This is a genomic window from Echinicola sediminis, from assembly GCF_054777495.1.
On the sequence record NZ_BAAHAP010000011.1, the window covers coordinates 15,768 to 42,329 of the forward strand.

The window sequence follows — 26,562 nt, forward strand, 5'->3', positions numbered from 1 at the left end:
AAGAGAAAAGATAGGTTGATGGGTAAACGTTTGTTTGCAGCGAACATCCCCTCCTTTGACCGGAGGGGCGTTCACTTTATTGATGGTTACTTTACGCTGTCAAATTCGATCAATAGGATTTCTCCTGGCCCTACCTCCAGTTCAAGTTGATCACCATAATGGAATTTTTGCTTTTCTTCGGGGAGCTGCCCCACCACAGCCCTCATATCAAAACGCTGATCACTTTTTTCTAATCCAATATGCTCATCCAGCGACACCTTATAATTCACCGAAGCGGAGGTATCCGGATTATGGAGGGATAGGTAGCCGCCTTTTTCGCTCCATCCACTATAGCCATACACCTGTTGTTTTTCGGGGTCCCCGCCGTGCATGGTGACATAGTTGAAATAAGGGATTGCCCGGTGCGCCCATTTTAAGCCCTCTGCCAGTACCTCCCAGTCCGCATCGGACAGCTGCTGGGTCTTCAGGTACAGCTCCACAAAGCCCGTCCCCCTGGAAAGGTTCATCATCAAATAGCTCAGAAACTCTTCCTTGCTTTCTCCGGTTTTGGTCTTTTTTGGTTCATGGTTAAAAATCGAGTTCATGGGATATTGGGTGTTTTCTTCCTTCCAAATATCATAATAAACACCATCCCTGTACACCAGCTCCTCTGTCCTTGAACTGCCCCTGGCGGCATCCCCTGCATTGATCATCCACACCGCATCAATATGCATCAACCACCAAGGACTTAAATAGGCCCCATTGGAAATCACGATATATACCTCTGGATTAATCTCATGTTGCTTTTTAAAGATCTCCATTAGCCTTTCTGTGCCTGCTGCCAGGTAATAGGTTTTCAACTCATCAAATTTTGAATCGTTCAAAAGGCTATCGGATGGGCTTAACTTCTCGGTGCCCAGTTGGGGCATTTCTGCAACACCATATCCGCTTCCCTTAAGCTCATATTCCCTGATATTCAGGTGTCCGAAAATCCCGTCCAGTTTAAAATAGGACACGCCATTTTCAGTCAGTTCAAGCATACGGTTTTCCAAAAGCCCCATATATTTCGGGCCAGCCATACTCATCCAGTTGCCCAATAACTCAAAGCCTTGCTTGCCCATATTCTTGGCAGCCGCTTGGGCGCCAAAAAGACATCCTGGACTCAACCACAGCCCCAGCTTGGAGTCCGCGGCTCCCATCAGGTCAAAACTGCTGGAAAAATCCGGGTCAAACTTATCATTCACCTTCCACACTTGGTCAGACCAGTCCGCCTTTACATCCTGCCAGCCGTCGTCAATAACATAGGCGTTCAATGGAGGTACTCCACGTTTTACCACCAATTCCTCATGGACTTTTCGAACACTGCTCTCAAACTTTTCTTTGCTCACGCCCTGTCCAAAATCAAACCAGCTATTGTATTGCACCTGTAAGCGATGAGGCCTGATCCTTATTTTATCTATGTAGGATTGAAAAGTCCTATCAAGGGTTTTCCTCTCATCGCCAATCCCTATAACGGAGGGATAGCTTACATAAGATTCTCCTGCCTTGAGCTCCCTGCCCCATAGATAGCCGCAAAAGGCCCGCTGATCCGGCCCAACAAAATTATCACTGGCAGGAAACTCCACGCCCATAAAAAAGGGCTTTTCATCCCCAAAAAGAGGCTGGCCCAAACCAGGTTTCCATTGGGCAGGGCCTTGGGCAGTAATCAATTTCTTTTGATAAGGCTGTATAAGCCCACCATCCATTACTTCCAAATCTACCCTTTCCAACACCAAGCGCTTTTGTGCCTTAATCTTCAAATACTTCCGGGTAAAAAATTCATCCTTCTTCAGTTCATAAGTTAACTCGGCCTGTATATTCTCCTGCTTGTTGCTCAACAGAAACGACAACTCATTTCTTGAATTCACCAGTACCTTTTCGATCTTGAAATCATCGGAATCAAGGGTCCTGTCCGTATTTGTTTTTCCGGTTCCGTCAGAAACCCTCAGTTGAAACTCCGCGATTGATTTAAGGGGAATAACTTCCTTGGTCGATGTATTGACCAAATGGGTGGTTCTTATGACGCCATCCTTTACCTTAACTATCCTGCTGATATGGCCATTGGATAGCTCGTAGCTTTTTTCCTTGGCAGCAATCTGCCCAATGCTCATCAGGGCTATCAGGCAGAAAACTGCTGTATATTTGATTTTATTGATCATTTATTCTTTCAGATTAATACTCAGTGGAAGGAATCCATTATTTAACAATAAACCATTGCTGGCTTTTGGCAGGGATGCTCACCGGTAGATCAATGGTATAGTCCCTTTTCAGTTTTATATCCATTGCTTTACCCTCACTGTTGGTAAGACGGGCTTGGTCAGTAAGACCCGTATAGTAAAGATTGACAGTGATGGTTTTGACAATAGGCACTTCCAAAGGATTGTACAGCATCACCAGACCTTTTTCCTCTCCATGTGGATTGACATGCAGCAGACCGTCATAATCCCTTCCATCGGGGCGGCGAATGTGCACAAGATCCCCGTCCAAAACTTCACGGTGTTTCTTATAGAAATCCACCCATTTTTTGACAATTTCCTTGGTCTTTGGACTGTCGTACAACTGTGGTCCACGATAACATGCCTGTACCCCTGCCCCAAAAAGATTGGCCAGTCTCTGCTCATAATGCGGCAAATGATCTTTTAGCGGTTCGATGGTCGCTGCTTTCCCTCCTCCATGATACTCCACCAGTGGCACAAACATCCATCCCATGCTCGGGGTCTTTTGCCAGGTGCCGTCATAGATGTTCTGCCGCTCGATGATTTCCTGTTGGGCTCTGGGTAAGGACCAATTGGTTTCCCGATAGCCCATGCCTGTTTTGTTACTTCCGGCCATAAAGTAATGATCCGGCACGTTCAGGAAGATGCCTTTGCCCCTGCACCATTCATAAAACCGCTGAATGGTCTCATACTGGTTCCATTGGGAATCTTCAAGCCCTTTATGGCCAGGGTGATCGTGGCTTGCACATACATCTCCCGGATAACTGCCGTCATGCTCCAAAATATCCTGACCGGTCTTTTCATAAAAAGCATATAACTTCTGGAAATAATTTATTCCCCACTCACTTTCCAAACAGGGGGAATGGCCAAACCGTGGCTTTTGCCCTTCAGGCATCACCACATCGTTTTCTTTGTTGATACTTCTACTGGCCAACAAAGAATAGCCTCCCAAAGCAACCCCTTTGGAATGGGCATAATCTGCCAGCTCCTTCATTCTGCCCAGGTTTTCCGGACTATCATTTTCTATTTGAAAACCACTTCCAAAAGTCATGATCACCATTTCAAAACCCACTTCCGCACATTGGTCAATGGCTTTTTTCACAGATTCATTATCAGCATTTCTGACATGCATCATAATGGGGTTTTCGCTTATCCAAGGGGACTGGGAACGGTACATTCTTTTTTGGGCAAGCCCTATTCTTTCCCTGTCCCAACTGTCATGGAACAGTTCCCAGGTCCTGAAACTCTTCATGCTTTCCCCGGGCTCCAGGGTTTTCATAGGCCCCAGTTTGGGATAAGCTTCCAATAATACAGGCGTCTTCAGCCCATAATTCACCTGGGTTTTGTACGCGGGATCGGTATTCCAAGCGATACTGCTTGAATAAAGGTTATCCGGTGACATGCCGCCAAACCGGTAGTCCGTCTCTATTGTCACATTGGGCTTGATCCATTCCACCTTATTATCAACGGCACTTTCAGCCTCGACCAAGGCCAGTATCTCACTCTTGAACCGGTCAACGACTATATTTTCTTCAGCTCCATTGATTATTTCTATCCATTTTGACATCAAAGGAATTCCATCGTACATTTCGTAATAGACCTTCACTTTCAGTTGCTTTAAATAGGCCAGTTCAGCTAACTGGGCAGCGGAAGCCTTTTCGTTGAGATCCCCCAGGACCCAAACCTGGTTCACATGGCTTCTTCCTCTTTCCCCACTTTGGGCATGGTCACCGGCCCCGCCCTTGGCATCCATTTTACCTACCCGAAAGGCTTCAATCTTAGGCCCAGCAGTTTTGACAAGTGCCAGCTGCTCAAACAACTTCCCATCATAAGAATAAGAGAAGGCTATGCCCGCGGGTTTTTGTTCAGCCCTTAAAAATACTTTTTTACCTTCTTCCAGCTTCCCCAGCTTCATTTCCCTGCTGCCATCAAAAATCCCAAAACTACGGTCCCCGGGACGGAGATTGATTTTATAGATGTAACCCGCCTCGCTTTTCAGTGCCATTCCAGGTCCCCATGTCGAAGACTTATCGGTTCCCGGGTCGATCTCCGCTATCCATACTTTCGCGTTTTGGGGGCTCTTTTGTTCTGCAAATACATGGTGGTTGGCCATGGCCATGATTTCACCGGCTTTTCCCTCATTGATAAATGAATTCCGTTCATCGGCATCAGAGTCATATACCTTCCAGTTTTCTTCCAGTTTCTCAAAGGCATCGATGATCAAGGGTTTTCTCCCTTCATCCGTGCTCGATTGATCTTTTAAAAAACCGATAAGCGCTTCATTTACCCCATAAGTGAAGACCAGCTGCTTTCCCGGAGCCGGCCAATCCACATCTCTGGGCATCCACTCCAGCCTTTTTTGCCATTCAAAACGGGGCTCTGTATCCCCCACCGAAAAGTCCTCAAGGCTCAAAGCTGCCGGATCACTTTCCATGTCCGCTATCCATTCATCCAATAAATAATTATGCACCGGCTGTCCTGTCAGCCCCCCCACGGGAAGTTTGATGCCATTCACAATCACCTCTGCCTCAGACCGAATGGAGCGGAGCATGTTTTCACCGGTCATCAGGTTTTCCAGCCCAACCGTTGCCCCGGCCTTTTCCACCTCAAAAACCCGGCTGATCAATCCGTTGCTTAAGACCAAATTCCCGTCGGAAGTGGTATAAACCCCGGTTTTTTGGGAAGAAGCTTGGATCAACCAATCTCCCTTTTCCTTAACCGCTTCCTTATTATAAGTTGGATACTTATCCAAACCTTGTGCCTCGGCTTTGAAAAAAAAGCCGGCCCAGAGTGCTGATACAATCAGACTACAAATTAATTTCATAATGCTATTAACTTTTAATAGTACTTAGTTTCTTTTATTATCTAAGCAGCTTATCCTCTCTCTTTGACCCGGATTCAATTCCGTCTAGATATGACGATTTAAGGAAATAAATCAACTGCCCCCTTCTAGGACAAAAGCGGTATACAGCCTAAATTTCATGGTTAACTTTTTCACAGATTCCCTTAATTTAGCCATTAAGGTGTGAAGAGAAGGTAGCAGCTGCACTTAATGCCCTCCATTTCTTCATGGTTACTGGCTTGATTTGGCTTAACTAACTGGCAATGATTTCAGTTTTGCTTATTAATTGTCACAATGTCCCTGCTTTTTGAATTACTTTTGAAGTAGGACGGCATTGCCTTTTACGGTCAATTCAACCTTCATCTCAGTGCCATTACTGGCTTCCATATCCCAAATGAGCGAATGGCTTCCCGGGGAAACACTCATCTTGGAGCCATCCATCGGTACTTCTTTCAGTTTTTTCCATTGGCTATCATAAAGTACGGCGTGCTGCCCCCCATCATAAGCCAATAAATTGCCCTCTGCCAGCTCTACGGGGATCTCAATTTTCGAATAATTATCGATTTCAAGCATAACCTTGGAAATTTTCTGATTGCCCTTTGAACTCAGCAGAAGGCCTAAAGCCTGCTCCTCATAGGGGTTATTGAAGTCCAACTTGTAGGAAACCGGCTCTCCTGGCTGCTTCTCCTTTTTGAGGAGTTGATGGATGTCCGAATGGACCTCTCTTAGCTCCCACTGGTCTTCATTCTGCCGGGTCAGTGTAAACTCATTATTGATATCCTTTAAACGTGCTTTTTGCTCCTCGCTAAAAGCCCCAGCTAATCTTGCCTCTTCCCAAATCTTGATTTTCTCCAGCAGTTCATCTATCCGGCCATTACTTCTTACTGCTTCAAAGGAGGTGGCCAAACCAAAGCCAGCATCAAAACCGGCGGCCCTGGCCAATAGCCACTCCGCATCCATAATACTGGTCTGGGGTGAAAGTGAAAACCAGCCCAACATATTGGGCATCAAATTCCTGTCAAAATAATCCTGGTTCATCAACCGGTACTGGGTCTGGCTTTCCCTAAAACCTGCGTACCAAGGCTCCCCCCAGTTCATCCGTGTAAATATGTGCCAGAAATAATGCCCTGGATTAGAGGCATCATTGATCACCTGTCCTTTCAACTCAGGCTTCAGGTGTTCATACCAAGTTTTCACAAACAATTGCCGGGAATATTGCCCCATGCCATTGGACCAGTTGCCTTCCAGGCCATCAAAAGAAATCTGTCGGATATTGGTTTGGTTGCAAAATTCCGCAATCCTTTCGGCAATTTCTCTGGACAGCTCGGTATTGCTCAAAAAGGTCTTATAGCCATGGTCCATCAGTTTGCTGATTTCACTTCCTTTTTCATGAGCAGAGGCCTTGGTGCCAAAGGCTCCCCTTTCGCAGTTGATCAACCTCCAGGGTGCTGAGGAGGAAACCTTTTCGTACCGGATCAATTCCTCCCCCACCACTACGGTATGTAGGTTATTGTTTTTCATTTGATTGAAGAAGTTAGGCTCCTCAATAAAAATTTCCCCTGCAGAGGCATCAATGTCTTTGCTGAGCTTGGATGCTCCCACCTTCGCCAGTCTTTCATCGGGGACAGGGCTTACGTAAGGATCATTGGTAGTGATAAAATTCGAAAGGGTATGGACTCCCAAATGCACCCCCTGGCTTTCTGCCTGGGAAACAAGCGCTTTCATGCTGGACCAGTTTTCAGGGAACTCCTTTTCGTTCAACTTAAAATGTCCCCATGTGGTAAAAGGCCCACCATGGTACAAATATTTCAATCCCGCACGCTTGGTCAAAGCGAGCGCTTCTTCCATATTATCCACTCCAAATGGCATAATCAGGTAAGAGGCCGTTGATTCAGCTGAGGTTTTGGCCCATTCTCCCTCGATCATTGGATGGGGCAAGCCTTCGGCCAGTTCAATCTCCCCTATAGTGTTCAAAGCTTCCGATGGCTTTGCACCAAAAATGGCTATTTTCGATCCGATGACGCCCCCATCATCAAATGCCTCCACTGCATAATTTTCATGTCCCCAAACGGGAATCACCTTATCCTTTTGACGGTTTCTCGTGTAGGCCTGAAGCTTGCTGCCATAGGCCGTTTTTCTAGCCGTTTGCCCCCTGTAAAGCACTTTTACACTATCAGAAACATCGGTTAGGCTGTTGGTGGCAAAAATATCATAGGCAGGTTCTGTGTCGTCGGCATTGGTGGGATAGCCTCCCAAGGTTTTTATATTCAAGGCCTGGATGCCAAGGGCAAAGTTTTCACCCTGCACCACTCCCACGGTTTCCCCTATGGTCTTGGACATATTCAGCCTAAAGGGCCCCCAAATGATGTTTTCAACCACTTGTGGATGTGTAATGTCAAGGAGTTCAAAAGTCAGGTACCTGTCTGAAACGGTATACCCGATCGTGGCAAGTACATCATCCTGATCAAATTGAAGCCTGATCTGTTGTTTTTTACTCTCCACTTCCATTCTTTTTGGAAAATAGACTTCCTTGTCTATGGCTATGGAAAAAAGGTAGTTGCTGTCCGATTCATAGTGTACTTCCTGACTGCTTGCCTTGTCAATAATAGCCGTTATTTTACTCCTTTCATCTAGGCTGATTTTTATGGAGTCCGTCTCTAATGCTAAATTGGCCTCGTTGCAAGACCATAATAACAGGCCTAAAAGAATGCTCGCAAGCGCATTACGGAACCAAGCTGGTTGATTTTTCATTGTTTCTCTATCCTTTTATGATGTTACTCATTAGTTGTTTCTCCATTCACTGGCTCGTTGAGGAAATTCTTCAAGGGTTATCTTCATCTAGATCCTACCGGAAAATGCAGCGGTTATTTTTCAGCAACTTCTTCAAGATCCAGGGCCACCTTTTGCGAAACACCATGGACATCTTGATCGATATTGTCTTCCGCATTCCTGAAAGCATAATAAAAGGTAGCCGGACTATAGTTCATAGCTGCCCTATGTGGATGCCAGATTTCCATATCAAAGGTAAATGCTTCCTTAAAAGGAATGGCATCCAACAAGCGATGCCGATTATTGGAGGTAACACCGGGCGTCTTATTCCCCTCTCCGACGGGCTGTGAAGCTATAGGGGAAGAAAATGGCTGCGGTCTGCAATAGGCATAGCAATAATAATCCTCTGTTCCAGTTCCGAAATGGGAGGGAAAAGGTTCATGGTCTACATAGATCTTCTCGTCGCCTTCCCCCCACCAATTGATACCGGAGGTATCGGGAAATGAATTGAATAAGGTCAGGTTATCTCCCACAAAGACTCCCCTGCCTTTTACAGTAACGTAATTATAGTCACTTCTGAGTTGTGTATTTAAGCCCCTCGTTTCTTTCCAAGTGCCATGAAAGTACATGCTTTGATCAGACCATGCGTAGGTCTTATGATCCATGGCAAATTCTTCAAGAACCACTTCCTGATCACCATAGTTGGTGATTTTCACGGTAGCTTCCTTTTCAAAAGGCATCACCCAAGAAGAGGACATCAGCCCAGAGGCATCCACTTTACTGTAATAGGTCTGGTGAGGCCGGAGCAAATAGCCAATGCCATAAAACTGGCCTATTGGACACCAAACCGTTTCTTTCCCATCAAAACTGATGGAAACCACCGTAGATCTCAGCGCCTGCTCCTGATCGGCTGCAGCAATACGGGTTTGGAAAAAATCAATTGCTTGGCTCCCTTTGATTTTCTTGACAAAAGATTGGCCTGGACCTAGGCTGATATTTCCTTCCTTAATTTTTGGATGCCTTATTTCGGGTTTTTCCGCCAGCTTTTCAGCGGCCTTTGCTATTTCAGTTTGGTAAGCTTTCAGGGTGTTTTCTCCAAAACTCTCCACCTTCGTACCCGCTGAATAGGACCGGTAGTTAATTTGATAATAATGTCCTTTCCAGCCTTCGATATGATCGTATTTGTGCTCGCCATCGTAGGTTATCTTACAGCTTTTTCCATAAGGGATCGGTAAAATAAGGTTCCTGCCTCTCCATGTATCGTTTTCTGCTTTTTCAGGGGCAAAAAAACTAAAGGGTTTCCCTATTAGCCCTTTGCCACCCACCATATTTTTATGGTACATTTCGATTACCGGAAAAGGATTCCCATCTATATACACCCTGTATATCCCTCCCAGCTCATCGGGAATGCCACCATAGACCGCCCAAAACCTGACAATTGCCCCAGGTCCATTGTCTTCAAACATGACATCCTCTTTCCTTTCTTGGTTAACTTCCGTTCTTATGTACTGACTGAAATCGTGATTTTCAAACCAACCCTGCCCCCAATCTCTCGGGGCTCCCTGGTCTCCGTAATTCCCTGTAAAATACCCTGCATCGGCTTCCAGGTTTTGCTTGTTGACCGATTCCCTCGAATAACTTGATGCCTGTTTGGTCAAATAAAAAGGTTCAGGCCATTCGGAAAGGCTTTTCCTATCGGTCATTTCCTTAAGTAAAGAGGCAAACGTAACCTGTGCTTTACTACCCAAAGGCAGTAGCAATAGGCCTAAATAGATGAATAGAAAATAAAGGGGTTTACTATTTTTCATAAAATGAGGTACAACAGAGGCTGTCTCATAAGTTCTAGTCATGGCAATCCCCTTATAGGTGCAATGAATGCACACCAAGATCACTTCGCTTTGCCACCGATGACCTATTCCCTTATTATAAGACAGCCTCCGTGAAATTTAGATTAATGGTATCTTTTAAAGTGTCGGATCAAAGGTCCCCCCTTCCCAACCGATATTCTGCTCCAGGTTGGAGTTTCTATCGATATGGTTCAACTGTATGGGGAAGAAATAATATTTCTCGGGCATGGACATTTGCTTGGGTCCATTGGTGATCAATTCTACCACTTCATAATCAAAGTCCGTTGGTAAAAGAGCATTGTTGTTTGCCGCGGAAATATCCTCGGGTGTCACTTGATCAAAGGTCCTGCCATTGACTTCCATGGCCATTACCCCGTATTTCCTCAAGCCATCCAGCTTATCCAGCATTCTGTGTCTTCTTAAGTCCCAAAAACGTTGTCCCTCAAAGGCCATTTCAATGTATTTTTCATGGAGGATCGCCTCCCGCATCTCTGCTCTGGACATCCCTGCGGACAAACCAAAGTTACCATCATCACCCGCTTCTATCCCGGCTCTTTGCCTGATATCCTTCAATACCTGGAAGGCTTCAGCCGAACGGCCGGTTTCATTGGCTGCCTCAGCATAATTAAACAAAACCTCAACATAGCGGATCTCAGGCCAGTCCACATCATTAATATTGACCAGCTCCTGGGAAAGTTCTTCCATGATCCCCTTTCTGCAGTAAAGTCCTGTCCTGTAATGGCTTTCCCCCTGGACGATATAGCCAAAGGCATCCACTGGCAGGGCAATATTGGACATGGTATACTGTCTTCTATCTGATTTTCCACTCAAGGGGTAATTGGCACCGTTCCATACCAGGGTAGCTTCGAATCTCGGGTCACGGTTTTCCCAATAAGTCTGCAGGTTATAGGCATAGGCAGAAGTTGGGTCACCGGGCATTTTTCCATCTTTCATGGGGAAAGCCTCAGCCAAGGCCCAAATAGGCTGATCTCCACCGGTGGCATTCTTGGATTCGGAAAGCGGCCTTACGGCATCTTCCCTTCTCCCATTGGTCTTGATGGGATCCACATACACCACTGAAAATACATTCTCCTTATGCTGGGATGTTTCGAACACATCCGAATAGTTTTCCAACAGGCCATAACCATTGGCATCCAAAAACTGCTTGGCTTCTGCATTTGCCTGATAGGCATCCTCCCAGTGACTATTATCATAAGGATTGGAGGGGTTGAACTGTGGTGAAGCTTTGTAAAGCAAAACCTTTCCCTTAAAAGCCTTTGCAGCGGCCTGATCTACTCTACCAAAATCATTTCCCTCATATTTTGTCGGTAAGGCAGCAATGGCATCATCCAAGTCCTTGAGGATAAACTCAAAGCACTCTGCCGAGGAATTTCGGGAAACATTCAGCTCATCCTCCAAATTTTGGGGCTCCGTAATGATCGGCACACCGCCATGGTAGTAGACCATCTTAAAATACAGGTAAGCCCTGATGAACTTGGCCTGGGCTTCCAGTTCCACCTGATCTTCTGCTGCTAATTTTCCTAAAGGCAGCTCTTTCAACATGATGTTCACCCTTCTGACCACATCATAGGGCCAAAACTTCATGGTACCGTTATTTTCTGTGATCCAGTCAGGACCGATTATCCCCCCACTCTCATCGGCATTATTGCCGAAGTTAAGCGGCCAACCAGAAAAAGTACTCCCATACAAAGCCGAGAGATAAGCATTTACCGTTTGCTCGTCATCAAATGTTCCTTGGCCGGGATAATTGCTGAGGTCCTTCACCTCGTCCAACACATTGTCGCAAGCGGACAGCATCAGCCCCAAGCTCAGTATGAGTGCCAAGCCTCTTTTCATCAAAGGATTATATCTTCTATCTTTCATGATTTTCTGATTATGTGATTAAAACTGTACAGTAAGGCCTCCTGTAAAGGTTTTCATCAATGGATAGGAATCCAGTGTGGCCTGTTCCGGATCATGCTCCTTTAAGTCGGTGATGACAAATAGGTTGGTGGCATTTCCATAAACTTGTACCTTGTTGATGCCCAGTCCATCGAACCATCGCTGAGGAAGTGAGTAGCCAAGGTTTAGGTTTTTCAACCTCAGGTAGGCACCGTTCCTCATCCAAAAACTTGAGGCCCCGCCACCGAATTCCGGTTGCATCCACTGTCCGTTTACCCTGGGATAGGGCGCGTTAGGGTTCTCAGGAGTCCAGTAATCTCGGGCCCAAATATCGAAATAAGGGCGGTCTCCCACCTGGAATACTCCGCCACCGTTTCGGGTGCTTACCATCCGGTCATAAGCGCCTACTCCCTGGAAGTGGGCGTTTAAGCTGAAACCTTTCCATTCTCCCCTAAAGCCTACACCGTAATTTATTCTAGGAGTTCCATTATCACTTAGGTAGGTCACATCGTTGCCGTCGATTTTACCGTCAGGACCTTCAGAATAGTTTGCCCCACGGATATCTTCAAAAAGAATGGTTCCCAACATCGGCTCACGTCCAAACTGGGTAAAGCCTTCCGGCAAAGCATCCAATTGCTCTTGGGTACGTATAATGCCTTTGGAAATATAACCGGACACCCTATTGTCGGGCCTACCTATCCTGCTTCTCCAATTGCCCTCATAAGTACCGTCTGTATAGGACTCCGGCTCATCCCAAAGATCCCACTGGTCCTTGGCAAAACCCAGGTTACCATATACACTGTATTTGAGTTCACCTATCCTGTCGCGCCAGTCCATGTTGATTTCAAAGCCTTTCCATGATCTTTGCCCATAATTAACTGCAGGTAAAGAGGCGCCATAAGTCGTCGGGGTAGTTCCCAAACGTGTTCCCAGAATATCACTTTCGGTTTTGCCCCAGATATCCATTTCACCAACCAACCGGTTATTGAGGAAACCAAATTCCAACCCAATATCCCACATGGAAATGGTGGACCAGGTAATGTCAGGATTCGGAACGGCTCCAGGCTCCAAACCGTCACTCAAGGAGCTACCAAAAACATATCCTGTAGTTTTCTGGTAAACCTGCCCCCAGCGCCAGGCATTTATACCGCTATCACTACCGGTAGTACCATATGAAGCCCTTAATTTTAAATCGTCAAACAAGGAAAGATCCTTGATAAATGGCTCCTCGCTGATTCTCCAGGCCATGGATCCGGAAGGAAAGAATCCCCACTGTTTACCCGGAGCAAACTTATAATTACCATCGTACCGGAAGGAAAACTCCGCAATGTATTTCTGAGCAAAGGAATAATTGGCCCTTCCTATCCAAGAAGCTCTGGCAAACTCCCCTTCACTTCCGCTAAACCATCTTCTCTCCGTATCGCTGGAGGTATTGTAAATCTGATCGATAGAAGTGGAAAGAAGGCTCTCTGCTCTACCATTGATATTCTTGCTATTGGACCCAGCCTGCTCATAAACTGCCAGGGCACTTATTTCATGCTGGCCAAAAGTCCGGTTATAGTTCAGGTACCAATTGAGCTGGTAAGCGTTTGAAAGGGTAATGTTCTCCTGGATGTTTTCATATCCTGAGCTCAGGTTATGAGAACCGGTCTGACTAAGGTCCACCGGTCCCGGAACAAATTTATTGGTCGTGCTGCCCGATTGGAAAATATAATACTTGTTGTGGATGACGAAAGATTTCATATTCCGGTCGTAAGCATTGATATTCCCTTGCACACTGGTGCTCAAGCCCTTCACGTATTGACCCAGATCCAAATCCAACTTCAGGATGCCGTCAAATGTACGGTACCTTGTATCCCGGTATCCCCCTTCGTTGAGCATCAAATGGGGCGGATGCCATCCCCCTGCCGGTTTTACTGGAAAATCGCTGGGATTGTTGGTCGGGTTACCTGCTTCATCCACATAGAAAGGATACAGTCTGGTCCAGTTAAAGGTAGCCCGGTAAAAATCCCCCACATTGAAATCCTCAGCCCCGTCATAAGGCCAGTACCAACGGTTATAGTTTCGTTGGTTGCCGCTTAGGTTTAAGCTCATTTTCAGGCTTTCCGTGATTTTTGCGCTGATATCCGACCGGAAATTGTAGCGGTCATACCCCAGGTTCTTATAGGATCCCTCTTCGGTATGGTACCCCATCTGCACGTAATAATTCACATCCTCAGTACCTCCTCTTACACTCAAGTTATGCTCTTGAACGGTAGGCGTCTGCCATATTAAATCGTTGATCCCATAGGATTTATCAGAGAAATAATCAAGGATCTCCTGCCCATAGGGCTCTGGCAATCCCCTGGTTATTGCGGCATTATTAAGAAATGTGATTTCCTCTTGGGCACTGAAACCTTGTATCGGCCTGGTTGATTCTGATGCCGAATAATTGCCTCGGTACTCAAAAACCGGTTTCTGATTGTTTCCTCCTTTTGTGGTCACCAAAACCACCCCGTCCCCGGCACTGGAACCATAAATGGCCGCACTTGCCGCATCTTTCAAAAAGCTGATGTTTTCTACTTCGTTGGGATTCAATGCATCAAAATCGGCTTTACTCCGGATCACCCCATTGATCACATAAAGTGGTTCACCGTCACTTCCCCTTATTCTAATGGAGGAACTGGCTCCGGCCAATCCTGAAGTACCCACCACTTGTACCCCCGGTGCCCTACCAGCCAGACCATTGGATAAATTGGCCAAAGGGACATCGATAATATCGTCGGTCTTCACCGCTGCTATGGATCCGGTCAAATTCACTTTTTTCTGGGTGCCATATCCTACAACTACCACCTCTTCCAGTCCTTCCGATGACTCCGTCAGCTGTACGTCAATTTGCGTGCGGGTACCTACGGTCACCTGCACATTTTCAAAGCCAATATAGCTGAACTCCAAAACAGCACTTCCATTGGTCACCTCTATGGTATAGTTTCCGTCTAAATCGGTAACAGTTCCTTTGTTGGTCCCCAGTACCCGGACATTTACCCCTGGAATACTCTCGCCGGAATCAGCTGATGAAACCGTCCCCCTCACGGCAATGGCCATGGCATCCTTTCCGCTTTTGTCTGCTACTTGTCTCGGCTTGATATTGATGAATTTATCCACCTGCCTAAAGGAGAGGTTTTGTTGCTTGGATACTTCCACCAACAAATCATAAACGGAAGTCCTTTTTTTCGTAGGGCTTATTTCTCCACCTAAGTCAATTTCATTTTTGTAGTAGCTGAAGGTAAAACCTGTCTTCTCTTCAATCAGCAAAATCAACTGGCTGAGCGTATAGGAGTTTTGATCAAGTGTCAAAAAAACCTCCTCTATGGTCTTTTCATCTTGGCCATTGGCCCTTGCTTGATTGCCCGGAAGGTAAAGTGTTTGGATGATTATAGCACACATTGCCAGCTTTAACCATCCCCAATGTTTAAGTAAAATTATTTTTTTCATTAATTTTGCAGTTAAATTGAACAAATAATTATTGATAGCTGCCATTTCCACGCGGACACTATCAAATGGATAATTTGGGGGCGGGCAATACATAGCGTATTGCCGCTTTTTTTGTCATAGGCAACTTATTTTATGGTGATCAGTATATTTTTTCCTTCGATTTTATAGTCAAATGCTTTTCCGTACTGCATACTGTTCAGCACACTCTTCAGATAAGCATTCTGAAATTTTCCTGTAAATTTCCATTGGGCTGGAGGGGTACCATTTATGATAAAATCCACATCGTACCATCTTTCGCATTCAGCTAAGGCCGCCAAAAAATCCAGATCATTGAACAATAGGACTCCGTCTTTCCAAGCGTTCCAATTGGCTGCCTTGTCAGAAAATTCAATCATTCTCTTCCTATCCTCATCCCATTTCACCCCATTTCCCGGCAATAAAGTCCCTGCACCTTGTAGGCCATAATCATGGCTATAATTCACCTTTCCTTCTGCCAAAAACAAACTTGGAAAGCTGTCCGATGGGTAATGGCGTACATTAAAGGCGGTTCCTACCACAGTGGTTCGGAGTTTTCCGGAATGGACCACAAAGGGTTTGTTTTTGTTTTTGGCTACCTCAAAGTAAGCCTCTCCCTCCAGGTAAACTTCTCTTAAACTGTCCGTGAATCCATTGATATAGGAAAGCTTGCTGCTCGAGTTGAGCCATACGGTCGTTCCGTCTGATAGGACCACTTTGGACTTCTGTCCTCTGGCATTTTCCTTATGGGTAAGGGATCGGGAAACAGTAACAGTTTCTGTTTCTTTATTGATGTTGAAAAAAACAGGAATGCTGATCACTAATAACAGGCAGGCCGCTGCAGCCACAATGAATTTTGTGTAGCTTCTCTCTTCCCTATAGGCATTATCCGGTTTGGCAGGAGCTTCTTCTGAATTAAACCGCTCCAAAAAAGCCTTCTTTTCTTGGATTTTGTTGAACACCCGGTCTTCGTTGGAGATTTTTTGCGCTACATGGGTAGCGTCCCACACCAACTTCATTCTTTCAAATGCACTGGCATTGTCCTTACTCTCCTCCATCCATCGGTGCAGTACCAACAATTCATCTTTACTGGCCTCACCAGAAAGTACTTTACCGACTATATCGAAAATATCTTTGTCTTCCATTTGATCAAAAAGCAGTAACTAACCGTTGTTTTGACCATAAAGACACAAGAACATTCCATTACCCTACCTCTACTCGAAATTTTTTATAAAAAAATCAGGAAATAAAATCTACACAAAGGGATTCAAAAGGAGGATCTCAGTAATAAAGCCATTTTAAAAGAATTGTAGTTTATTTATACGAAAAAAACAAAAGTAAAACCTGAAACGGCTTTTATAATATTTGGAATGGTTTTCTTGACAAAAGTTGAACTTGATAAATCTTGACGCAGTTTTTTTAGGGCTGTAGAAACATGTTTTTCTACCATTTTTTCAGAAATATCCAGTGTTTTGGCCACTTCTTTATACTTGAGCCCTTTTTCCTTTACCAGCAAAAACACCAAGCGGCATTTTTCAGGAAGGTTCTCTATGGCATTTCTGATTTTCAAAAGCTCCTCCTCTCCTAATAGGTGGTCTTCAGGAGTCTGCAAACTCACACAAACTTCCGTATCTATATCATTTAGGTAAAGTTGGTTCCGTCTGCTGGTTCTGAGATAATTGAGTGATAATCGCTTGGTGCTGATAAAAAGATAGGCGCTGATGTTTTTAATTTCGGTCAAAGAAGCCCTTTTCACCCAGAGCTTGACAAAAAGCTCACTGACTACTTCCTCCGCAATCAGATTGTTCTTGACATAATAAAGGCTGGTCTCGAACAATTCCGGGTAAAATCGATTGAAAAACTCACGAAAAGACCGCTCGCAATTACGTACCGCAATGGCTTGAATAAGGTGCTCGCAATCCTTCTGACTTTTCATTCAATAAACATGATTAAAGAATACTACTTAGCTAATATATATAAAAAAGAAATTTTTCAAAAATAATCAATACACATTCGAAAGATTAGGAAGGAAAAACATCATAATTGACAAATATTAATACTTTGTTAGCTTAAATACAGGGACAAGAGAATACCATATCTCACTTAACGAAAGTGATACTCTTTTTAAGCTTATCTCTGATTCTCTTAAAGATTAAAGGATTTGAAGTCCCACGACTAAAACAACTCGTCCCATAAATCCCTCTTTTTTAAAATATTACATCTATCACAAAAATAATTAGTGTGCTTTTTACATTTTTTATTAACTTACTTTTCCAATCAGCAAACCAAACCCTAAGCCCTGCCCAAAATGACCGAATTGACCCCTATTCTAAAACTTAAAGAACCGGATAGTTTCGCCAGTCACAAAGCCCCTGACTTTCCCGGCGACAAGGAAGTATGGAACTTATTCAGGAATGGCTGTGAATCCAGCTTTATCCGTATTTATGAAACCTATGTGGCTGAATTGTACGATTACGGAGCCAAGTTCTGCAAAGATTCGGAATTGGTGAAAGATGCCGTTCAGGACTTATTTATAGAAATACGGACCAATCGGAAAAATTTAGGGAATACCGGGTCCATAAAATTCTATCTTTATAAAGCCCTCAGAAGGAAAATCATCCGGGAAAATAAAAAGTGGCTCCACAAAATCCTGCCTTTGGACCATCACTCGGATTTCGAATTGGAGTTTTCCCACGAACATCTGCTCATCAACAAGCAGATCAAAGAGGAACAAACCCAACAGCTAAACAAAGCGCTTGAGCAGCTCACTGCCCGTCAAAAGGAGATGATCTATTATTATTTTTTTGAGGACATGGAATACGAGCAGATAAAAGAACTCATGCATTTTTCTAATATAAAAGCTACCCGAAACCTGCTGTACAGGACCATTGATCACCTAAAATCCGCCCTGGCCGAAAATTAATTTTAAAAAAAATCATTTTTTTTGATGGCTTTTTCAATCCACCCGCCTGTTATAAGTGTAGTAAGAACATTTAAGTGGAATGAAAAGCCAGGAAGAAGAACTTTTAAAGAACAAAGAATTTATCCGTTGGGTAAACCAGCCCAATGATCAGCGCGATCGTTATTGGAAGGCATGGCTGGAAACCCATCCAGAGCGTAGGGATGAGCTCTTCCGGGCCCGTGAAATCGTTCTGGGCTTAAAAGTCAAAAGAAAGGCCCTGTCAGATCAGGAAAAAGAAGAAATACTATCCAAGATCATTTCCTCCTCAAATCGAAGGACAGGGGACATAAATGCCTATAGGAACAAGAAAGGATGGTCAAGGAGCTGGAAGAATTACCCCTTGGAGGGAAAAGCTGCAGCCCTCTTCCTTTTTGCAGTACTTTCCATTTTTCTATTGAAAAAGTTTATTCCTGAGACTACACCACAAACCGAGACAGCAACAAAAATTACAATAGTTAAAACTACCTCAAAGGGTCAAAAAAGTAAGTTCAGGTTACCTGATGGCACCATAGTATGGCTAAATGCAGACAGCAAACTTGTATTTCCCAAGCAGTTCTCCGATTCCACCAGAGTAGTCCAGCTGACCGGAGAGGGCTATTTCGATGTGGCCAAAGATCCAAAGCGTCCTTTTACGGTCAGTTCCAAGAACCTCTCCACTACTGCTTTGGGCACTGCCTTTAACATCAACACATTTGATAAGGACCAACTTGATGTTTCCTTGGTCCATGGCAAGGTTAAAGTCGAAAATCACCAAACGAAGGAAAAAATCATTTTGGCCCCCGGTCAGAAGCTGAGCTATTTTGAATCCGACCATAAAACAGTCGTCGGGGACTTTGATGGCTTACAGGTTACCGGATGGAAAGACGGCATACTTTACCTTAAAAATGCCAAGTACGATCAAGTCATCAACAGGTTGGAAAATTGGTACGGAGTAACCATCAGCACCACTGGAAAGCCCAAACTATCCTGGACACTTACAGGAAAATATGAGCATGAAAGCCTGGAAATGGTCCTTAACCGGATGTCCTATGTAGAGCATTTTGACTATTCAATAAACCAAAATAAAGTACAAATAAAATTCTAACCCGAATGACCATGCAAAACAACAGCTCCTAAAAACAACCATCCGCCGAAGCGGATGGCCAATTCAAAAACGGGTAGATGGATGGCTGAACATTGGGGAATGGACACATCCCCTACCCTGATCTTTGAACTTTAATAAACTCAAAATTATGAATTTAAAATTACAAAAGACACTCTACATGTTGTCGAAGTACTTCCTTTATGGATTCTTCTTTCAATTGATGTTCATCTCCCTGGTCACTGCCGCTAACGTAAATGCGCAATACAAGACCATAGATGAAGTTTCTGTTGACCTGGACGCAAAGGAAATGAGCCTGAAAGCGTTTATTTCCAAGGTGGAAAAAATGACCGATTTTCATTTTTCCTATGACAAGAGACATATTGACCAGCATTCAGTTTTTCATTTTAATGCCTCCCAAAACACCGTTGAGGCTTATTTGAAGGAAATAGCCGGGCAGTCAAATTTAAGGTTCAGGCAAGTCAATAATAATATTGACATCAGCCAGTCCAGCAGCGCGACCGTTCATGCGGTAAGCGTATCAGAAGAAATGCCTATCACCGGCAGGGTAACTGACAGCGATGGTGAGCCCATACCTGGCGTTACGGTAACCATAAAAGGAATGCCTTCTGGAACGGTAACCGACCTGGATGGAAAGTACTCACTGGAAGTTCCCGATGGGGCCACACTGATTTTTTCCTTTATCGGCTATGAAACCACCTCGGTCGAAGTGGCCAACCAAAGCGTGATAGATGTCATCTTGAACGAAAATATATCTGCGCTGGAGGAAGTAGTGGTGATTGGTTACGGTACCCAAAAAAGGGCAGACATTACCAGTGCCGTAGCCAAGGTCGATTCTGAGGATTTTGTTCAGGGCGGGGTAAAAGATGCCGGCCAATTACTGCAAGGTAAGGTAGCCGGTTTGACCGTCTCTTCTCCCAGTGGTGATCCTACCAGCGGCTCCCAGATTTTGCTTAGAGGAAACACCACCCTTTTCGGGGCCAATGCCAATCCATTGGTGTTGATTGATGGCATCCCAGGAAATCTAAACACCGTGGCTCCTGAAGACATCGAATCCATTGATGTGCTAAAAGACGGTTCTGCTGCCGCTATCTATGGGACAAGAGGCACCAATGGGGTCATCCTCATTACGACCAAAAGGGCTTCTGGGGAGTTTTCAAGTTCCTTTGATTATAATGGCTATGCCAGTACCCAGACCATCGCCAGGCAACTGGATATGCTTACGGCAGCAGATTATAGACAACAGATCGCTGAAGGCAGCAGAGACGCTTCTTACGATCTGGGAAGTGACACCAACTGGATGGAAGAGGTAACGCAGACGCCCATAAGTCATGTCCATAACCTTACCTTTAGAGGGGGAAACAGCACAACCAATTATCTGGCCAATGCCAATTACAGGGGCTTCCAAGGAATATTCAAAAAGTCCAATAACGAGACCCTCAACCTGCGCACAGACATCAATCATAATATGTTTGATGAAAAACTAAAGCTCAATGTAGGCCTGCTCCATTCCATCAACACCTTCACTACTACTGCTGACGGTGGAAGTTTCAATGGGTATACCTATCGGCAGGCGTTGATACGCAATCCCACGGCTCCAATAAGAAACGAAGACGGCACCTGGCATGAACAAGCTGGCAACTTCAATTATGAAAATCCACTGGCCCGTCTTTACGAAAGTGATGGAGAGAACACCTCTCAAAATACCCGGATCAATGCCAAACTGGTTTATGAACCTATTGACAACCTGAAATTTACAGGTATCGGTTCGATCAACACTTATAACCAAATAAGGGGCTATGCCGAAACCAAGCAGCATATTTCCAATGTCAGGGACGGGAGAAATGGATACGGTTCTAACGGCACCACTTACAGTCAAGACCGATTACTGGAAATCACCGGAGAGTATAGTACCTTCTTAGGAGACCATAATTTATCATTTCTTGGCGGATACGGGTACCAAGAAAATGAATTCAGAGAATTCTGGATGCAAAACTGGGATTTCCCAACCGATAGGTTTGGATACAATAACCTGGGAATCGGTAATGCCCTCCGTGAGGGTTTAGCCCCCATCAGCAGTTACAAAGCAGCGACCAATTTGATAAGCTTCTTCGGCAGATTTTCCTACAATTATCAGGACAAATACCTCTTGCTTGCCAGCGTGAGACACGAGGCGGCCAGTCAGCTCTATGGAACGGAAAAACCTTGGGGCACCTTCCCTGCCGTTTCCCTTGGCTGGAGAATTTCCAATGAAACCTTTATGGAAAACCTTTCCTTTATTGATGATTTAAAATTGCGGGCAGGCTATGGGGTTACCGGAACCCAACCCTCCAATTTGTTTCTGGGCGTAGCGATGTTGGGCTATGACCGATATGTATACGCCGATGGAGAATGGATCAGGTCCTTGAACCCGATTCAAAACCCCAATCCAAACCTGAGATGGGAAGAAAAGCAGGAAACCAATATCGGCTTGGACTTCACCATGTTCAGTGGGCGGATCAGCGGTAATGTAGACTATTACAAGCGGAGAATCGATGGTCTGTTATACGATTACGATGTCCCCACTCCTCCCAATTTATTCAATAGAACAAGGGCAAATGTCGGGGTAATGGAAAACAGCGGCCTTGAAACATTATTAAACATCGTCGCTGTACAAACCTCGGATTTCCAGTGGACCACAAGCTTTAATTTCTCGACCAATTCCAACAAGCTGGTCAGTCTATCCAACGAACAGTATCAGGCTACCCAAGATTATTTCAATACAGGCGGTACAGGTGAGCCTATCCAAACCTTTACCCACATCGTACGGATCGGTGATAATATAGGGGATTTCTATGGCTTCAAAGTGGTGGACATAGACGAATCCGGAAAGTGGATTTACGAAAACCCATCGGGTGAACGTGTTGCTTATGAAGATTTCAGTCATTCTTTTGAAGAAAAACAAGTGCTGGGCAATGGCCTTCCAAAATACTATGCTGGATGGAACAATAACTTCAATTATAAGAATTTTGATCTGGCGGTTACCATGCGCGGAGCATTTGACTATCAGATCCTGAATTTCCAACGGATGTATTATGAGAACCCTACCATCCAACAGTACAATCAGTTAAAATCAGCCACCGAAAATGTCTTTGGTAAGGCTGTTCTTGACGCCCCGCTGGAATTCAACAGTTACTATATAGAGGATGGTGATTTCTGGAAAATTGACAATATCACGCTGGGGTACAACTTCCCCATCAACAATAATAAGTTCTTAAAAGCTGCAAGGGTATATGGCTCCACCATCAATACCTTCACGATTACCGGATATTCCGGTATTGATCCCGAGGTGAACCGGTTAGGGCTCGATCCGGGCAATGATAACCGTGATAAATACCCTACCACCAGAACCTTTACACTGGGCGTAAACCTAAGCTTTTAACCTAAACGAACACTATCATGAAAATTTCATATTTAAAAACCGGTATTTTGTTGGGTATGCTGACTTCGACACTGGCCTGTGTTGAATTGAAAGAAGAAAGCTACGACCGCATCATCGCCGAACAATTTGATGCCTCCGAAGAAGATCTTGCCTCCCTTGCGGGAGCCGCCTATATCAACTGGCGTGATGTCATGCTACAGTGGGACGGACTTCATAGGGCCCAAGAGGTTTCCGCTGACCAGTTGGTTATCCCTGCCAGGCCCAATGGCTGGGTGGACGGAGGGGTTTATCGCAGGATCCACGAACATAAATGGACTTCTGATGAAGGCATAGTCATCCAGAATTGGAACAGGACCTTTGCAGGAATAACCAATTGTAATCGGATCATTTACCAAATTGAATCCGGTTCAATCCCTGTTTCTGAAGAGCTGAAAGCCGCTACATTAGCGGAATTGAAAGTCCTCAGAGCCTCTTATTACTATATATTGGTTGACTTGTACGGGAACGTTCCTATCGTGACGCAATTTGACGTCCCTCCGGGTTTTCTGCCTGAGCAAAGCAGCCGGTCGGAGGTTTATGCGTTCATTGTAAGCGAAATCAAGGAAAATATCTCGCTATTGTCCGAGGAAAATAGCCAAAAAACCTACGGAAAGTTCAATAAATGGGCAGCCTATACCCTCTTGGCAAAAATGTATTTGAACGCGGAAGTCTATACAGGCACAGCTGCTTGGGATCTTTGCATTGAGGCATGTGATGCCATCATTGACTCCGGTGCTGGTTTCATCCTGGAAGCCAACCAAAGTGATGTCTTCAAGACGGACAATGAAAGCTCCAAAGAAATTATTTTTGGATTGCCTATCGATGAAAATTACACCACCGAATGGAATGCATTTGACCTTCATATGCAGACTTTGCAACCGGCAAACCAAGCCACCTACAACCTACAGTTTACTCCCTGGGGTGGCATATGTGCTATTCCTCAGTTTATAGCCACTTTTGACGATGAGGATACCAGGCTGAAGAAAAACTGGATTCAGGGACAGCAATACCGGTCCAATGGGGAACCGCTGAATTGCACCTTAGGCTCCTTGGTCGGTCAACCTTTGGCCTATATCAATGAATTGCCGGGGGTGGATTATTCCGAAGAAATTCATGGCTTCCGCTTGGGTAAATTTGAAATTGCCCAGGATGCCAAGGTACAGCTGAGCAATGACTGGCCTTTATTCAGGTATGCCGATGTGTTGATGATGAAAGCCGAAAGTTTGCTGAGAACAGGAAGAGCCGATGCTGCCGCTGCTATTGTTTCCAAGGTAAGAAGCAGAAACTTCCCAAGCAATCCATCAAAAGCAACGGTAACCGGCCAAGAATTGATGCTGGGAAGTGTTTATTCTTATGGTTTGGACAACCAACAAGAAGAAACCTTTGAAGGAGGGATGGACATTGCCTATGGAAGGTTCCTGGATGAACTGGCTTGGGAATTTGCACAAGAAGGAAGAAGACGGCAGGACCTTATTCGTTTTGGTGTATTTACGGATAAATCCTGGCTAAACCATCAACCCAATGGGGACCACCGTACACTTTATCCCATTCCAAGATTGGTACTGAACACCAACCCGAACCTCAGCCAAAACCCGGGTTATTGAACCTATTAAGCCTAACCAACTTTAACCCGGATTATGCGATAGGATTCGTGATGAGGCCTGAAAATACAAGGAAATCAGGCTGTTTGGAGACTGAGGCATAGCACCGCTATGTTGAACCTGTCTAGCCTCCAGATAGAGTCGAAAACAGCAGCATAGCGACTGATTTTAAAGTAGTTTCAGGCCGTAATACTTGTGCGCCGTGGCGTAGATTTTCTATTGCATATTCCGGGTTTAATTTGGGGTTTATATCTACTCAAGGTCCCCGACCATTTGGGGACCTTGCTTAAGCTATCTCAGGTCAGTTCAGCAAAATACATTGCTTTTGATCTATGGATTAAAGTGGTAACAAAATCTTTATCAAACCTATATTATGAAACTTATGAACACTCTCCTGTTGGCATCGGTGCTGCTCAGCGGCACCCTTTCATGCCAACAAAAACAAGGCGAAGAACATCCCCATACAGCTGATTCCGCCCACTACCCTATTCAGCAGGTGGACATCAGGAATGTAAAGCTCAAGGATAAATTTTGGCTGCCGATCATTGAAAGGGTCCAAAAGAAAACCATTGCCTATGCCTTGGAAAAATGCGAAGAAGAAGGCCGTTTTGCCAATTTTCTTATTGCAGGAGGAGAAATGGAAGGAGAAGCCCGAGGAGTAATGCCCTTTGATGACTCCGATGTATACAAAATCATAGAAGGAGCCTCCAATTCCCTCATCAGTTCACCGGACCCACAACTGGAGCATCTATTGGATTCCTTGATATCCATCATCGCAAAAGGCCAGGAAGCAGACGGTTACCTGACCACCTGGAGAACTATAAATCCCAAAAAACCCACTGCCAAATGGGTAAAAGTCGTCGAGGGAAAAAGATGGGAATCATTGGATATGAGCCATGAGCTCTATAATGCCGGACACATGTATGAGGCGGCAGTGGTACATTTTAAGGCCACCGGCAAAAAGAATTTTCTGGATATTGCCCTTAAAAATGCTGATTTGGTAGTAGACACCTTTGGAGACGGTGAGGGACAGATCAGTTCCGTTCCTGGACACCAAATAATTGAAACAGGCTTGATCAAATTGTACGAGCTGACAGGAAAAGAGAAATATCTCCAAACGGCCAGGTATTTTCTGGACAACCGGGGCAACCCTGAAAACCACGAGCTCTACGGGGCTTACGCTCAAGACCACCTGCCAATCACCGAGCAAGACGAAGCGGTAGGCCATGCGGTGAGAGCCGTGTATATGTATGCAGCCATGACCGATATTGCTGCCCTGGAGAACGATGAGAAATACCTCAGTGCCATCCATAAAATCTGGGAGAATACCGTGGGCAAAAAAATGTACCTCACGGGGGGAATCGGCGCAAAACATGATGGAGAAGCCTTTGGTGACAATTACGAGCTCCCCAACCTCAGCGCCTATAATGAAACCTGTGCAGCTATCGGCGATGTTTATTGGAACCACCGGCTTTTCAATCTTTCCGGGGAGGTGAAGTATGTTGATATTATTGAAAGAAGCCTTTATAATGGGCTGATTGCTGGAATTTCCCTGGATGGAACACATTTTTTTTATCCCAACCCCTTGGAATCTGATGGAAAATATGGATTTAACCAGGGAGTGCATACCCGTAAGGAGTGGTTTGACTGTTCCTGTTGTCCTACCAATTTGATCCGCTTTCTCCCCTCCCTACCCGGCCTGATTTACGGCAAAAAGGACCATACCATTTTTGTCAACCTCTACGCCTCCAATGAGGCAGAAATCGAACTTGATGAGGAAAAGATCAGCATAAGCCAGGAAACCAACTATCCCTGGGAAGGCCAGGTTCAGCTTATTCTCCATTCGGATAGTCAAAAGCCGATCACACTGAAATTACGTGTGCCGGAATGGTCCCGAAATGAAATCCTTCCAAGTAATCTCTACCGCTATACCGATCGTAAAGAACTGCTTCCTGAGCTAAAAGTCAACGGAGAAAAGCAAAGTTACGAAATCGACAATGGATACATCAGCTTGGAAAAGGTGTGGTCAAAAGGTGACAAAATCGAGCTTAACTTCCCGATGGAAGTAAGGAAGGTCACTTCCAACGAGCAGGTGGCAGCCAATAGGGATAAAATGGCACTGGAGTATGGCCCTATGGTGTATGCATTTGAGGAGATCGACAACTCCGATAAGATCGAAGAACTGAATATAAGTCAAGAATTCACACCTGAGTTCAACAATAATCTTCTAGGCGGTATAAATGTCCTGAAAGGAGCATCAAATGGAGCTATGGCCATTCCTTATTACTCTTGGTCCAACAGGGGCATCGGTAAGATGAAGGTCTGGGTGGATAAATAGCACTAAGAAGTAATGT

At 44.9% G+C, this 26,562-nt stretch carries 13 protein-coding genes; 5 read left to right on the top strand and 8 right to left on the bottom strand.

Annotated features, from left to right (window positions below):
• Nucleotides 1-86 precede the first annotated feature (86 nt).
• The 8 genes from ACYVAA_RS04430 to ACYVAA_RS04465 form a co-directional block, all read right to left on the bottom strand.
• Nucleotides 87-2,177 (bottom strand): alpha-galactosidase, encoded by a 2,091-nt coding sequence (locus ACYVAA_RS04430; RefSeq protein WP_460538862.1) that lies wholly within the window; start codon nt 2,175-2,177, stop codon nt 87-89.
• Between the two features lie 37 nt (nt 2,178-2,214).
• Nucleotides 2,215-5,058 carry a hypothetical protein gene (locus tag ACYVAA_RS04435; RefSeq protein ID WP_460538863.1) on the bottom strand — a complete coding sequence of 948 codons (2,844 nt, stop codon included), beginning with the start codon at nt 5,056-5,058 and terminating at the stop codon, nt 2,215-2,217.
• A gap of 330 nt (nt 5,059-5,388) precedes the next feature.
• The gene (locus ACYVAA_RS04440; RefSeq protein WP_460538864.1) at nt 5,389-7,827 is read right to left on the bottom strand and encodes a hypothetical protein; all 2,439 of its coding nucleotides are present in this window, start codon (nt 7,825-7,827) and stop codon (nt 5,389-5,391) included.
• A 113-nt stretch (nt 7,828-7,940) separates the two neighbouring features.
• The gene (locus ACYVAA_RS04445; RefSeq protein ID WP_460538865.1) at nt 7,941-9,653 is read right to left on the bottom strand and encodes a glycoside hydrolase family 172 protein; all 1,713 of its coding nucleotides are present in this window, start codon (nt 9,651-9,653) and stop codon (nt 7,941-7,943) included.
• A gap of 156 nt (nt 9,654-9,809) precedes the next feature.
• Entirely contained in the window at nt 9,810-11,576 is a 1,767-nt protein-coding gene (locus ACYVAA_RS04450) for a RagB/SusD family nutrient uptake outer membrane protein (protein ID WP_460538866.1), read from the bottom strand.
• An 18-nt stretch (nt 11,577-11,594) separates the two neighbouring features.
• Nucleotides 11,595-15,068, bottom strand: coding sequence for a SusC/RagA family TonB-linked outer membrane protein (locus tag ACYVAA_RS04455; RefSeq protein WP_460538867.1), 3,474 nt, complete (start codon nt 15,066-15,068; stop codon nt 11,595-11,597).
• A 125-nt stretch (nt 15,069-15,193) separates the two neighbouring features.
• Entirely contained in the window at nt 15,194-16,228 is a 1,035-nt protein-coding gene (locus ACYVAA_RS04460) for a FecR family protein (RefSeq protein WP_460538868.1), read from the bottom strand.
• Nucleotides 16,229-16,401: 173 nt separating this feature from the next.
• Nucleotides 16,402-17,019, bottom strand: coding sequence for an RNA polymerase sigma factor (locus tag ACYVAA_RS04465; protein ID WP_460538869.1), 618 nt, complete (start codon nt 17,017-17,019; stop codon nt 16,402-16,404).
• A 372-nt stretch (nt 17,020-17,391) separates the two neighbouring features.
• On the opposite strand from ACYVAA_RS04465, the gene ACYVAA_RS04470 reads away from it, so the two are divergent.
• From ACYVAA_RS04470 to ACYVAA_RS04490, 5 genes are all read left to right on the top strand, one after another.
• A complete protein-coding gene (locus tag ACYVAA_RS04470) occupies nt 17,392-18,006 on the top strand; it encodes an RNA polymerase sigma factor (RefSeq protein ID WP_460538870.1) in 615 nt (204 codons plus the stop codon).
• A gap of 79 nt (nt 18,007-18,085) precedes the next feature.
• The gene (locus tag ACYVAA_RS04475; protein WP_460538871.1) at nt 18,086-19,129 is read left to right on the top strand and encodes a FecR family protein; all 1,044 of its coding nucleotides are present in this window, start codon (nt 18,086-18,088) and stop codon (nt 19,127-19,129) included.
• 148 nt (nt 19,130-19,277) lie between these two features.
• Nucleotides 19,278-22,568, top strand: a complete 3,291-nt coding sequence (locus ACYVAA_RS04480; RefSeq protein ID WP_460538872.1) for a SusC/RagA family TonB-linked outer membrane protein — start codon at nt 19,278-19,280, stop codon at nt 22,566-22,568.
• Between the two features lie 17 nt (nt 22,569-22,585).
• On the top strand, nt 22,586-24,211 hold the full coding sequence (locus tag ACYVAA_RS04485; RefSeq protein WP_460538873.1) for a RagB/SusD family nutrient uptake outer membrane protein: 1,626 nt from the start codon (nt 22,586-22,588) through the stop codon (nt 24,209-24,211).
• A gap of 379 nt (nt 24,212-24,590) precedes the next feature.
• On the top strand, nt 24,591-26,546 hold the full coding sequence (locus tag ACYVAA_RS04490; protein WP_460538874.1) for a glycoside hydrolase family 127 protein: 1,956 nt from the start codon (nt 24,591-24,593) through the stop codon (nt 26,544-26,546).
• Nucleotides 26,547-26,562 lie beyond the last annotated feature (16 nt).

Bases quoted from the DNA above. Each gene is read 5' to 3' on its own strand.
- ACYVAA_RS04470 (WP_460538870.1), top strand. From the start codon at position 17,392: ATGACCGAATTGACCCCTATTCTAAAACTTAAAGAACCGGATAGTTTC.
- ACYVAA_RS04460 (WP_460538868.1), bottom strand. From the start codon at position 16,228: ATGGAAGACAAAGATATTTTCGATATAGTCGGTAAAGTACTTTCTGGT.
- ACYVAA_RS04445 (WP_460538865.1), bottom strand. From the start codon at position 9,653: ATGAAAAATAGTAAACCCCTTTATTTTCTATTCATCTATTTAGGCCTA.
- ACYVAA_RS04490 (WP_460538874.1), top strand. From the start codon at position 24,591: ATGAACACTCTCCTGTTGGCATCGGTGCTGCTCAGCGGCACCCTTTCA.
- ACYVAA_RS04485 (WP_460538873.1), top strand. From the start codon at position 22,586: ATGAAAATTTCATATTTAAAAACCGGTATTTTGTTGGGTATGCTGACT.
- ACYVAA_RS04455 (WP_460538867.1), bottom strand. From the start codon at position 15,068: ATGAAAAAAATAATTTTACTTAAACATTGGGGATGGTTAAAGCTGGCA.
- ACYVAA_RS04430 (WP_460538862.1), bottom strand. From the start codon at position 2,177: ATGATCAATAAAATCAAATATACAGCAGTTTTCTGCCTGATAGCCCTG.
- ACYVAA_RS04480 (WP_460538872.1), top strand. From the start codon at position 19,278: ATGAATTTAAAATTACAAAAGACACTCTACATGTTGTCGAAGTACTTC.
- ACYVAA_RS04440 (WP_460538864.1), bottom strand. From the start codon at position 7,827: ATGAAAAATCAACCAGCTTGGTTCCGTAATGCGCTTGCGAGCATTCTT.
- ACYVAA_RS04450 (WP_460538866.1), bottom strand. From the start codon at position 11,576: ATGAAAGATAGAAGATATAATCCTTTGATGAAAAGAGGCTTGGCACTC.
- ACYVAA_RS04465 (WP_460538869.1), bottom strand. From the start codon at position 17,019: ATGAAAAGTCAGAAGGATTGCGAGCACCTTATTCAAGCCATTGCGGTA.
- ACYVAA_RS04475 (WP_460538871.1), top strand. From the start codon at position 18,086: ATGAAAAGCCAGGAAGAAGAACTTTTAAAGAACAAAGAATTTATCCGT.
- ACYVAA_RS04435 (WP_460538863.1), bottom strand. From the start codon at position 5,058: ATGAAATTAATTTGTAGTCTGATTGTATCAGCACTCTGGGCCGGCTTT.